This window comes from Pseudonocardia kunmingensis, assembly GCF_006716445.1.
Lineage (GTDB): Bacteria > Actinomycetota > Actinomycetes > Mycobacteriales > Pseudonocardiaceae > Pseudonocardia > Pseudonocardia kunmingensis.
In genome coordinates this window covers 3,042,690-3,054,482 of record NZ_VFPA01000001.1, presented here as the reverse complement: position 1 = coordinate 3,054,482, position 11,793 = coordinate 3,042,690, and the positions used below count along the sequence as shown (strand labels likewise).

The following is an 11,793-nucleotide window of genomic DNA, read 5'->3' as shown; positions in this document are numbered from 1 at the left end:
GACTAATTCTGGGTGGTGCCGGTGCCCGAGGTCGGGCCGGCATGCTCACCGGGCGTGCCGGCCGGGCCGGCGGCGGAGCGCACCGCGTGGCCGCCGAACTGCTGGCGCAGCGCCGCCACGGCCCGCATCGCGGGCGAGCTGTCCTGGCGCGAGGCGAACCGGGCGAACAGCGCGGCCGAGATCACCGGCAGCGGCACGGCGTGCTGGATGGCCTCCTCGATCGTCCAGCGGCCCTCGCCGGAGTCCTCGACGTAGTCGTCGAGCGCCGCGAGCCCCGCATCCTCCTTCAATGCCACGACCAGCAGGTCCAGCAGCCACGACCGCACCACCGTGCCCCGCGACCACGCCTGCAGCACACCCGGCACGTCGGTGATCAGCTCGGCGGCGGACAGCAGCTCGAAGCCCTCCGCGTAGGCCTGCATCAGGCCGTACTCGATGCCGTTGTGGACCATCTTCGAGAAGTGCCCGGCGCCCACCGGACCGGCGTGCACGAAACCCTCCTCGCGCGGCCCCTCCGGTCGCAGTGCGTCGAAGACCGGCATGGCGCGCTCGATGTGCTCGGCGGCGCCGCCCGCCATGAGGCCGTAGCCGTTGGCCTTGCCCCAGACGCCACCCGAGACCCCGACGTCCAGGTAGCCGATCCCCTTCTCGTCGAGCAGCGCGGCGTTCGGACCGTCGTCGGTGTAGCGCGAGTTGCCCCCGTCGATGACGAGGTCGCCCGCCTCGAGCACGTCGGCGAGCTCGCGCACGGTGCTGCGGGTCGGCTCCCCGGACGGGACCATCACCCACACCACGCGCGGCGCGGTGAGCGCCTTCGCGAGGGCGGCCAGCGACTCGACGTCGCTCACGTCGGGGCGCGGGTCGTACCCGACGACCTCGTGGCCCGCGGACCGCAACCGGTCCCGCATGTTGCCGCCCATCCGGCCCAGCCCGATGAGTCCCAGTTGCACGGTTGTCTCTCCTGGAGTCGTGTCGGTCGACGGGGAGCTGGCACTGGGCCCGTGCGCGGCCGCCTAGCCGGGCAGTCGGACGGGCATCAGCAGGTGCAGGTAACCCGGCACCGGTTCCGCAGTCTCCTCCGTGGCGTCGTCCTCCGCAGGCGGGGCCGGCACTGGTCGCACCAACGCGGGACGGTTCGGGGTGGTGAACGTCAGCTGGGCGCGGTCGGTGTGCAACGCGCCGAGGCCGTCGAGCAGGTAGCCGGGGTTGAACGCGATCATCAGCGGTGCGCCGTCGAGCTCGCAGGGCAGCTCCTCCTCGGCGCTGCCGACGTCGTCGCCGCCCGCGGCGAGGCGCAGCCCGTCCGCCGCGAACTCCAGCCGCACCTGGGCGACCCGGTCGGTGACGAGCGCGACGCGCTTGATGGCCTCCACGAGCGGGGCGACCTCGACGACGGCCGCGCTCGTGTGCTCGGCCGGGATCAGCTGGCGGAAGCGCGGGAACTCCGCGTCGAGCAACCGGGTGGTGGCGCGGCGGCCGCCCCCGGTGATGCCGAGCATCCCGTCGCCCGCGGACAGCGCGATCTCGACGGTGCCCGCGCCGGCGAGCGTCTTGGCCACCTCGGCGAGCGTGCGCGCCGGGATCAGCACGGCGCTGGACTGCGCGGTGTCCTCGGGGGTCCAGTCCAGCTCGCGCACCGCGAGCCGGAAGCGGTCGGTGGCCGCGAGCGTGAGGCGCTCACCCTCGATCTCGAGCCGGATGCCGGTGAGCATCGGCAGGGTGTCGTCCCGGCCGGCGGCGACGGCGACCTGCGCGACGGCCGCGGCGAGCTCCCCGGCCGCCACCGTGCCGGCGAGCTGCGGCATCGACGGCAGCTGCGGGTAGTCCTCGACCGGCATCGTCGGCAGGCTGAACCGGCTGTTGCCGCAGTTGATCGTGGCGCGGGCGCCGTCCACGACGAGGTCGACCGGCTTCGACGGGAGCGCGCGCGTGATGTCGGCGAGCAACCGCCCCGACACCAGGACGCGGCCCGGGTCGCCGATCGTGGCGTCGAGCTCGACGCGGGCCGAGGTCTCGTAGTCGAAACCGGAGACCGTGAGCCGGTCGCCGTCCGGACCGCTGGTGGCCTCGATGAGGACACCGCCCAGGACCGGGACCGGCGGCCGGGCCGGGAGGCTGCGGGCCACCCAGGCGGCCGCGTCGGCCAGGACGTCGCGTTCGACCCGGAACTTCATGGCGGGGACCTCTCGCGCTGACGGTGGGGACGGCTGGACCGCCGGCTCCGTGGCCGGCGGTGTCGTGATGGTGCGTGCTCCCGGCCGCCGTGCTGGCTGCGCCGGGACGACCCGGGCCGGGGGCACCACCGTAGAGCCTCGCGACCGCGGGTGTCATCCCGGCCAGGGGGTACCCGATCCGGGAGCCACGGTCGAGAACCATCCACCCCCCTTCTTTCTTCTTTGAGATCTCTAGAGAGAACTCCAGCAGTAGAAACAGGGCCTGTGCGCAGTGTGGATGGATGCTGTCGCGGCAGGTCAGCCGCCGTGTCGGGGTGTGGACCGGCCGGTGGGCGCCGCGGTGGGGGGATCGTCGTCCCCGTGGATGGAGCGCGATCACGCCGACCTGTCCCCGCGTTGAACACCGGTTGTCCACGGATTGCACACGATCCGTCCACCGGCCGCGTGGCGCCCATCCACAGAGTTGTCCCCAGATGTGGGTGAAGAGTGGTCGGGTGGGGACGGAGGGCGACCGGAATCCGGGCTCCGAAGCGCCCTCCGGCAACCCACAGAGCTCTCTACCCGCACACGGGTGACAGCGGGCGGTGACCGGTTGTGGTGACGGCACGACGCCGACCGTGCACGCGGAGCGATCGGCGTGCGGCCGGTAAGCGCGGGCGGGAGTCCGTGGCGCTTCACCCGACGAACGGCACTCTCGTCGGTACCTAGCCGACGAGAGTGCCGTTCGTCATGCGGATCACGAGGGTCAGTGGCGCGCGCGCTGCTTGATCCGCGCCGTCAGCTCCTGGACCTGCTCGAAGGTCTTGCGGCGCTGGGCGATCTCGTTGCGGATCTTCTTGTCCGCGTGCATGACGGTGGTGTGGTCGCGGCCGCCGAAGGTCTGCCCGATGCGCGGCAGCGAGAGGTCGGTGAGCTCGCGGCACAGGTACATGGCGATCTGCCGGGGCTGGGCGTGCGCCTTGGACTTCCCCGGCCCGCACAGCTCGTCCATGGTGACGCCGAAGAACTCGGCCGTGACGGCCATGATCGTCGGCGCTGTGATCTCGGACGCCGCGGAGTCGGGGATGAGGTCGCGCAGCACGATCTCGGCGAGCTGCGTGTCGACCGGCTGCCGGTTCAGCGACGCGAACGCCGTGACGCGGATGAGCGCGCCCTCGAGCTCGCGGATGTTGCGCTCGATGCGCTCGGCGATGAACTCCAGCACGTCGCCGGGGACGGCGAGCCGGTCCTGCGCCGCCTTCTTCCGCAGGATCGCGATGCGGGTCTCCAGCTCGGGCGGCTGGATGTCGGTGATGAGGCCCCACTCGAACCGCGTGCGCATCCGGTCCTCGAGGGTCTCGAGGCGCTTCGGGGGCCGGTCGGAGGAGACGACGATCTGCTTGTTGGCGTTGTGGAGGGTGTTGAAGGTGTGGAAGAACTCCTCCTGGGTGCCTTCCTTGCCCTCCAGGAACTGGATGTCGTCCACCAGCAGCACGTCGACGTCGCGGTAGCGGCGCTGGAACGCCACCTTGCGGTCGTCGCGCAGCGAGTTGATGAAGTCGTTCGTGAACTCCTCGGTGGAGACGTACCGCACGCGCATGCCGGGGAACAGCCGCTGCGCGTAGTGCCCGACGGCGTGCAGCAGGTGGGTCTTGCCCAGCCCGGAGTCGCCCCAGATGAAGAGCGGGTTGTACGCGCGCGCCGGCGCCTCGGCCACCGCGACGGCCGCGGCGTGGCTGAAGCGGTTGGACGCGCCGATGACGAAGGTGTCGAAGAGGTACTTCTCGTTCAGCCTCGTCTGCGAGCGCGGCGTGACCTGCTCGCCGGCCGGTGGCCCGGAGTAGGTGGGCCACACCTCGGGCCCGCGGCCGGAGCCGCCGCCGTTCGTGTGCGGCCCCGCGGTGTCGGTGACGGTCGTGAGCGGCCCCGTGCTCGGCAGCGCCGCGCCGTCCGCGGTGGGGTGGCCGTCGGCGCCCGCCTCGGCCTGCAGGGGCGCGGGCTCCTCGTCGGCGACCGCGCGAGGACCGGGACCCGCACCGGCCCGCGGCGTCGCGCCCGGGGGGTCGGGCACCTCGGTGCCACCGGACGCCGCGGAGGCGTCGACGACGACGGCGAGGTTGACGGTGACACCCAGGTGCCGGCCGAGGGCGTCGCTGATCGGGCGCCGGAGGATCCGCTCGATGGCGTCCTTGGCGAACTCGCTGGGCGCCGCCAGCAGTGCGGTGCCGTCGATCAGACCGAGGGGCCGGGTGAGCCGCAGGAAGGCGCGCTGCTGCGGGGAGAGCGACTGGGCGCCCGTGGCGGCCGACGCGCCCGAGAGGTCGGCGATGACGCGGTTCCAGACCTGACCCAGGTCTCCTGGCTGGTCGGCCACCGGTCTGCGCTCCCCTCCGGTCGTCGTCCTGCACGGACCGGACCCGGACGGGCCGATCATCCCCAGACTTGTCCACACCTGTGCGCAAGACGGTACGCGGACACGCAGCGTCGACGCGCGCGGGCCCGGTGCAGCCGGCTGGTCCGTCGATCCCCCCGGATCGAACTGTGGAGGAGGCACGCTAACAACGACGGGGTCCTGCCACAACCCGGCGTCGCCCCGCAATCGGGCATCGGGATGATCGGCGGCCGCGTCGCGCGCGGACCTGGTTTGACCCCCTCTCGGCGGCTTGCGTACCCTGGAAACCAACCGTGCCCGTGCTTGACGTGGGCCGAGTGCTGCCCCGAGGGCGGCGCGCGGTCGGCGTACGGGCGCCGAAGCACCACCAGCACCACCGTCCGAACCAGCGAATCATGATCAGCGACGGCCTGCCCCGCATCGCCGTCGACCAGGAGAGCCGACCGTGAGCAAGGGCAAGCGCACCTTCCAGCCCAACAACCGCCGCCGGGCCCGTACGCACGGCTTCCGGCTGCGGATGCGCACCCGTGCGGGCCGCGCCATCGTCGCCGCCCGCCGTGGCAAGGGCCGCCAGCGGCTCTCCGCCTGATCCGGCCGTTCCGGTGTTGCCGGCCGGGTCCCGGCTCACGCACCGGGACGAGTTCGCGTCCGTGCTCCGGCGAGGACGCCGCAGCGGCCGGCCTCGGCTCGTCGTCCACCTCGAGTGCCGCGTCGAGCCCACCGCGCCGCGGGCCGGGCTGGTGGTGAGCAAGGCGGTCGGCGGTTCCGTCGTCCGGCACCGGGTCAGCCGCCGGCTGCGCCACCTGCTGGCCCCGCGGCTGAACACCTTGCCCGCCGGGGCGCGACTCGTGGTACGCGCGCTGCCCGCTGCGTCCTCCGCCTCCTCGGCCGAGCTGGCCGAGGACCTGGACGCGGGCCTGGGCAGCGCGCTGCGCAAGGCGTCCGGAGCACGGCGTGGCTGACGTGCGGCGCTCCCCGCTCGCGCGGATCCCGATCGCGCTCCTGCGCGGTTACCAGCGCTGGGTGTCGCCCGCGCTGCCTCCGACCTGCCGCTTCTACCCCACCTGCAGCGCGTACGCCATCGAGTCCCTGCAGGTGCACGGGCTGCTGCGCGGTTCGTGGCTCACCGTCCGGCGGCTGGCGCGCTGCGCGCCGTGGCACCCTGGCGGTATCGACCCGGTGCCGCCGCGCCGTCCGCGCTCGCCCCGGAACCACTTCGAGGAGCAAGCCCCGTGCTGAACTTCATCTACTACCCGGTCTCGTTCATCCTCTGGGTCTGGCACAAGGCGTTCGGCTTCCTCCTCGGGCCGGACAACGGCATCGCCTGGGCGCTGTCGGTGATGTTCCTGGTCTTCACGCTGCGGGCAATCCTGTACAAGCCGTTCGTGCACCAGGTGCGCTCGATGCGCCGGATGCAGGAGTTCCAGCCGGAGATCGCCAAGCTCCGCAAGAAGTACGCGAACGACCGGCAGAAGCAGGCCGAGGAGATGCAGCGGCTCCAGAAGGAGCACGGCGTCAACCCGCTCGGCGGCTGCCTCCCGGTCCTGGTGCAGGTGCCGGTGTTCATCGGCCTGTTCCACGTGCTGCGCGAGTTCGGCCCGCTCACGAAGGACGGGCTGCCGCGCACCGAGAACTACTTCTTCGGGCAGGAGGAGGTCGAGTCGTTCAACCGCTCCGACCTGTTCGGGGCGAAGCTCGGCAACTGGGTGCTGCAGGGCGAGGAGTTCCTCAACGCCGCCGGCACCTCGGTCGCGTCGATGCTGATCGTGATGATCCCGCTGATGATCGCCGCGGGCATCTTCACGCACATCACCGCCCGGCACTCGGTCGCCCGCCAGACGGCGGCGCAGGCCGAGAACCCGCAGACCGCGATCATGAACCGGTTGATGCTGTACGTGTTCCCGATCGGTGTGGTCGTGGGCGCGCCCTTCCTGCCGCTCGCCGTGCTCCTGTACTGGGTCTCCAACAACCTGTGGACGCTCGGCCAGCAGTACGTCGTCTACAAGCGCATCGACGCCGAGGAGAGCGCCAAGCGCGAGCAGGCCGCCGTCACGCGCCAGGCCCGCGCCCCCCGTCCGGGTCAGAAGCCGGTCCGCCCCGAGGCCGTGGATGCCGACGAGAAGCCCGCGAAGCGCCCCGGTGCCAAGCCGGTGACGCGCAAGCAGGGCGCCGCGAAGCAGACCACGGACGGTGAGGCCGCCGCTCCCGGGGCGGACGAGGCGGTGAACGGCAGCGCGAACGGCGCTGCGAACGGCAGCGCGAACGGCAGCGCGACGGACGAGGCGAACGCCGGCAGCGGCGCCACCAGCGGGGTGAGCGGCGGCAAGAGCGCCACCACGCGGAGCGCTCGCAGCGGAGGCGGCACCCGCCCGCCGGCGCGCCGCCCGCGCAAGCGCCGCTGACCCACGAACCACCCGCGGTCGCCGGCACCGGTGGCTGCAGCGTCGCGCCCCGGTAGCCGGTGCGCGACGCACCTGTTCAGAGAGGAGACGCATCGTGCCGAAGACTGCGCAGGACGGGGCCCCCTCCGCCACCACGTCGGGCGAGGACCAGCTGGTGCGGGAGGGCGACATCGCGGGCGACTACCTCGAGCGCCTGCTCGACGTGCTCGACTACGACGGCGACATCGACCTGGACGTCGAGGCGGGGCGCGCGATCGTCAGCATCGACGGCGGCGACGACCTGGAGAAGCTCGTCGGCGACCGCGGTGCGGTGCTCGAGGCGCTGCAGGAGCTCACCCGCCTCGCCGTGCAGCAGGCGTCGGGCAACCGCAGCAGGCTGATGCTCGACATCGCCGGGTGGCGCCAGGCCCGCCGGGACGAGCTCACCGAGCTCGGCACCCGCACCGCGAAGGACGTGCTCGAGTCGGGCGAGTCCGTCCGCCTGCGGCCGATGACGCCGTTCGAGCGCAAGGTCGTGCACGACGCCGTCGCCCGCGTGAAGGGCGTCTCCAGCGAGAGCGAGGGCGAGGAGCCGCGCCGGCAGGTCGTCGTCTTCCGCGGTGCCTGACGCCCCTCCGACCGCCGACGGCTCCGGTCCGGACACCCCGGACACGGGGCAGGACGCGGCGCGCGACGTCGCCGTGTTCGGCGACCGGCTGCCGCTGGCCCGCCGCTTCGCCGAGCACCTCTGCACGTCCGGCGTCGAGCGGGGCCTGATCGGGCCCCGCGAGGCGCCGCGTGTCTGGGAGCGGCACGTGCTGAACTGCGCGGTCGTCGCCCCGCTGCTGCCGGACGGCGCCCGTCTGGTGGATGTGGGTTCGGGCGCGGGGCTTCCCGGGATACCGTTGGCGCTTGCCCGGCCCGATGCGCACGTCGTCCTCGTGGAACCGCTTGCCCGTCGTGTCGACTGGTTGCGTGAGGTGATCGCGGATCTCGGCGTGGCGGTGGACGTGGAGCGCGGCCGGGCCGAAGATGATGTGGTGCGGCGGCGATGGGAGGGGGCCGACGTGGTGACCGCACGTGCCGTTGCGCCCCTCGACCGGCTGGCCGGCTGGTGCCTGCCACTGCTGCGACCGGGTGGGCGGCTGCTCGCCGTCAAGGGCGCGAGCGCGGCGGACGAGGTGGAGCGCGACACGGGTGCCGTCAGGCGGCTCGGCGGTGGGGTCCCCTGGATCGAGCGGTGCGGTGCCGGAATGATCGATCCTCCGAGCACGGTGGTCGTCGTCGAGCGGGAGACCCGTCGGCCGGTCCCGTCGCGGCGCAGGAGAGGGCAGGCGTGACGTTCAAGGTGTCCCAGTACGAGATGTCCCCGGACCAGGCGCCGCATGTTCCACGTGAAACACCGGGCTGGACGCCCATCGCGGAGGAGGCGGAACGGGCCGCGCGGGTCCTGCACCCCGACCGCTACCGGATGCCGCGCCCCACGCACCGGCGCGTGCTGACCGTCGCGAACCAGAAGGGCGGCGTCGGCAAGACCACTACCACCGTCAACCTGGCGGCGGCGCTGGCCATGCACGGAGTCCGCGTCCTGGTGATCGACCTCGACCCGCAGGGCAACGCGAGCACCGCCCTCGGCGTCGACCACCACCTCGGCACCCCGTCGGTCTACGAGTGCCTCCTGGGCGAGATCCGGCTGGCCGAGGCGGCCGCCGTGAGCACGGCCTCGCCGAACCTCCTCTGCATCCCCGCCACGATCGACCTGGCCGGCGCCGAGATCGAGCTCGTCAGCATGGTGGCGCGCGAGAACCGGCTGAAGCAGGCGCTGTCCGAGGAGGCACTGGCGGAGCTGGACGTCGACTACGTCTTCGTCGACTGCCCCCCGTCGCTCGGGCTGCTGACGGTGAACGCGCTGGTCGCGGCCAAGGAAGTGCTCATCCCGATCCAGTGCGAGTACTACGCGCTCGAGGGCCTCGGCCAACTGCTGAGCAACATCGACCTGGTGCGCGCGCACCTCAACACCGCGCTGCACGTCTCGACGATCCTCCTCACGATGTACGACGGCCGCACGAAGCTGGCCGACCAGGTCACCAGCGAGGTCCGCGGGCACTTCGGCCCCACGGTCCTGCGCACGGTGATCCCCCGCAGCGTCAAGGTCTCCGAGGCCCCTGGCTACAGCCAGACGGTGCTCGCCTACGACCCGGGCTCCCGCGGTGCGATGAGTTACGTCGACGCCGCGCGTGAGATCGCCGAGCGCGGCGCCCAGATGGACGTGCCCCAGCGCCAGGACGGGCGGTAGTCATGATGACCGAGCGCGAGACCCCTCCGGCGCGGCTGCCGGCCCCCCAGCGCAAGGGCGGGCTCGGGCGCGGGTTGGCCGCGCTCATCCCCACCGCGCCCGCCCAGCCCGAGAGCGCGGGCGCACCGAGCACCGGCCCGGGCCCGCGCGCCACCTCGGCGCTGCCCAAGCCGGCGATCGCCACCATGCCGGGTGCACCCGTCCCGAGCGAACCGGACGCGGCCGCCGAGCCGTCCGGCCCGGCGTCCGTCGGCGGCGCGGTGTACCGGGAGATCGACCTTGCGGCGGTGCGGCCCAACCCGCACCAGCCGCGCACCCAGTTCGACGAGGAGGCGCTCGCCGAGCTGGAGCACTCCATCCGCGAGTTCGGGCTGCTGCAGCCGATCGTGGTGCGCGAGGTCTCCCCCGGCTCGTACGAGCTGGTCATGGGCGAGCGGCGCTGGCGTGCCGCCCAGCGGGCCGGGCTCGCCCAGCTGCCGGCGATCGTCCGCGACACCGGCAACGACGCGATGCTGCGCGACGCGCTCCTGGAGAACATCCACCGCGTCCAGCTCAACCCGCTCGACGAGGCTGCGGCCTACGAGCAGCTCCTGGCGGAGTTCGGGGTCACGCAGACCGAGCTGGCCGACCGGCTGGGCCGCAGCCGTCCCGTCGTCACGAACACGATCCGCCTGCTGAAGCTCCCGGTCTCGGTACAGCGCCGGGTCGCCGCCGGCGTGCTGTCCGCCGGGCACGCGCGCGCCCTCCTCGGGATCGAGGACGCCGGACAGCAGGAGGAGCTCGCCACCCGGATCGTCGCGGAGGGTCTCTCGGTGCGCGCCACCGAGGAGGCCGTCGTGCTGCTGCGCCGCGACTCCCCCGCCGGCTCCGCGAAGCCGACCCGCCGCAAGCAGATGCAGGCACCTGGGCTGCAGGACCTGGCCGAACGGCTCTCCGACGCCTACGACACCCGCGTCAAGGTCGAGCTCGGCCAGCGCAAGGGACGCATCGTGGTGGAGTTCGGCTCGGTGGAGGACCTCGAGCGCATCGCGCGCCTGATGAACCGCTCGGACGGCTGACCGCGACTGTCACCGCGTCGGCTCCACCCGACTCGCCGTACCCGTTCTCGTCGGGTTGACGGGAAGGGCTGCGGACCCGCTTACGGGGCCACCCGGTCGGCGGGCCGGCCACCGACGGACCGAGCCGGCCCGGGGAGTGCGTGCGAAGTCGCCGCGGACCAGCGGGATGATCGCGGGGACGAGCGGTGGGACGACGCATGACGGGCCTCGCGGCGCCTCGGTGAATCGACCGGTCGGCGCGGGCGGGATGGCGGCACCACGGGACGGTGCCCGAGCTCCCGGCCATGCTCGGTCTTACGGGCTTTCTCCCGTGCGGGCCCGGCGGTACCCGGACGGTGGATCGGTCGGAGGCGGAGCAGGGCCACGACGGGCGCGGGTCAGAGCGCTCGGTCCGTGCGGGTCGGGGGTGGGCTTTCCCTGCCGGCGGCGGGGTGCGGCGCCGCCGCGAGGGGTGTTCGCTCGTCCCCGAGTGGGCCGCTCGCACGGAGCCACGCCCGGGCCGGCTGACCTCGTGCGGATGTTGGGCCGAATGTGCCGTGCGACCGTGCGGTTGGATCGGTCGCCCTCGTGGAAGTCGGGTGCTCTCTCCTCGTGCTCGTCGGCGAGGTGTAGGGCCGGCGACCGGATGGCGCGGGCGGCACCTGTCCTGGTTCGAACCGGGTTCCGGGTGTGGCCTGAGTACCGGTAGCGCGTCCGCGATCGGGCTCGCACCAGGGCGCGGGATCGCGTAGCGCCCCGGGGCGATTAGGGGCCAGGTGCCCGGGGATCGCCCAGAGCGCGGTGCCGGGCGCGCGGAGCGCCATCACGCAGTTGTGCGCCCCGCCGACCGGCGACGTCGCGACCATGTGGAATCGGGCCGGCGGGGAGACCTGGGCGTCGAGCGGGCCGCCGAGCCGGATGCAGCCGCTTGCCCCCTCCCGTCCCTCTGGAAGCGGGTTCGCCGGGCAGGTCGGCGCGTGGCAGTCGGCGCCCTCCTGGCGTGAGTGCTGTTCGCCGTTGGCGCGCTGGCGGGTCCGGGCCTCACATGGTCAGCGCGTTCGATGGCTTCCGAGTGCGGGAGCCCAGCGCGACCATCGACCCGGTGAGCAGCCTGGTGTTCCACGTGAAACACCCGGCGTTGACGGAGATCGAGAACCGGCGGCGGGAGATCGTACGGCGGAATCGCCGCCGGATACTACTGGCGCCCGATCACGCACGCGGATCTGTGATCCCGCCGCGGGCGGCACCAGGAGGCACCGCCGCTCCCCTGGCGGCAAGTGCCGCGCCGCATCCGTCCGTGGCTGGGAGGCGATGAGCCGGCGTCCTCTTCACGCGTGCCCACCCTCGCCGGGAACCGCCACTGCGGCGGCTGCGATCGACTGCTGAGGCGTGCCGCGCCTATCAGGGTGTGCGGGAGTCCACGGGCGCCGGCCCGCGTGCTGGCTCGGCTCACCCTCCCCTGATGAGGCGGACGTCCGGGAGGCTGAGCCCTTCTCCCACGCCGTGCGCGCTGGAGACGTCGCCGAGGCGGCGC

11 protein-coding genes are annotated in these 11,793 nt (G+C 73.1%); 8 read left to right on the top strand and 3 right to left on the bottom strand.

Annotated features, from left to right (window positions below):
• Nucleotides 1–2: 2 nt before the first annotated feature.
• From gnd to dnaA, 3 genes are all read right to left on the bottom strand, one after another.
• Entirely contained in the window at nt 3–950 is a 948-nt protein-coding gene (gnd, locus tag FB558_RS14555; protein WP_142052982.1) for a phosphogluconate dehydrogenase (NAD(+)-dependent, decarboxylating), read from the bottom strand.
• Nucleotides 951–1,013: 63 nt separating this feature from the next.
• Complete coding sequence (gene dnaN, locus FB558_RS14550) at nt 1,014–2,174, bottom strand: DNA polymerase III subunit beta (protein WP_142052980.1); 1,161 nt, start codon at nt 2,172–2,174, stop codon at nt 1,014–1,016.
• Between the two features lie 745 nt (nt 2,175–2,919).
• Nucleotides 2,920–4,527 (bottom strand): chromosomal replication initiator protein DnaA, encoded by a 1,608-nt coding sequence (dnaA, locus tag FB558_RS14545; RefSeq protein ID WP_142052978.1) that lies wholly within the window; start codon nt 4,525–4,527, stop codon nt 2,920–2,922.
• A 463-nt stretch (nt 4,528–4,990) separates the two neighbouring features.
• On the opposite strand from dnaA, the gene rpmH reads away from it, so the two are divergent.
• The 8 genes from rpmH (at nt 4,991) to FB558_RS14505 (ending at nt 10,280) form a co-directional block, all read left to right on the top strand.
• The gene (rpmH, locus tag FB558_RS14540) at nt 4,991–5,134 is read left to right on the top strand and encodes a 50S ribosomal protein L34 (RefSeq protein WP_075952533.1); all 144 of its coding nucleotides are present in this window, start codon (nt 4,991–4,993) and stop codon (nt 5,132–5,134) included.
• Between the two features lie 13 nt (nt 5,135–5,147).
• Nucleotides 5,148–5,507, top strand: a complete 360-nt coding sequence (gene rnpA / locus FB558_RS14535; protein ID WP_142052976.1) for a ribonuclease P protein component — start codon at nt 5,148–5,150, stop codon at nt 5,505–5,507.
• Nucleotides 5,500–5,784 (top strand): membrane protein insertion efficiency factor YidD, encoded by a 285-nt coding sequence (yidD, locus tag FB558_RS14530; RefSeq protein ID WP_142052974.1) that lies wholly within the window; start codon nt 5,500–5,502, stop codon nt 5,782–5,784. The genes rnpA and yidD overlap by 8 nt, the downstream gene beginning before the upstream one ends.
• On the top strand, nt 5,778–6,947 hold the full coding sequence (gene yidC / locus FB558_RS14525; RefSeq protein WP_142052972.1) for a membrane protein insertase YidC: 1,170 nt from the start codon (nt 5,778–5,780) through the stop codon (nt 6,945–6,947). The genes yidD and yidC overlap by 7 nt, the downstream gene beginning before the upstream one ends.
• 94 nt (nt 6,948–7,041) lie before the next feature.
• Complete coding sequence (locus tag FB558_RS14520) at nt 7,042–7,554, top strand: Jag family protein (protein ID WP_142052970.1); 513 nt, start codon at nt 7,042–7,044, stop codon at nt 7,552–7,554.
• Nucleotides 7,555–7,627: 73 nt separating this feature from the next.
• Complete coding sequence (gene rsmG / locus FB558_RS14515) at nt 7,628–8,266, top strand: 16S rRNA (guanine(527)-N(7))-methyltransferase RsmG (RefSeq protein ID WP_246106433.1); 639 nt, start codon at nt 7,628–7,630, stop codon at nt 8,264–8,266.
• A 23-nt stretch (nt 8,267–8,289) separates the two neighbouring features.
• Complete coding sequence (locus FB558_RS14510) at nt 8,290–9,222, top strand: ParA family protein (protein WP_142054224.1); 933 nt, start codon at nt 8,290–8,292, stop codon at nt 9,220–9,222.
• A 2-nt stretch (nt 9,223–9,224) separates the two neighbouring features.
• The gene (locus FB558_RS14505; RefSeq protein ID WP_246106432.1) at nt 9,225–10,280 is read left to right on the top strand and encodes a ParB/RepB/Spo0J family partition protein; all 1,056 of its coding nucleotides are present in this window, start codon (nt 9,225–9,227) and stop codon (nt 10,278–10,280) included.
• Nucleotides 10,281–11,793: the final 1,513 nt, after the last annotated feature.

Coding starts and splice junctions, on each gene's coding strand:
- FB558_RS14505 (WP_246106432.1), top strand. CDS start 9,225: ATGATGACCGAGCGCGAGACCCCTCCGGCGCGGCTGCCGGCCCCCCAG.
- FB558_RS14510 (WP_142054224.1), top strand. CDS start 8,290: ATGTCCCCGGACCAGGCGCCGCATGTTCCACGTGAAACACCGGGCTGG.
- dnaN (WP_142052980.1), bottom strand. CDS start 2,174: ATGAAGTTCCGGGTCGAACGCGACGTCCTGGCCGACGCGGCCGCCTGG.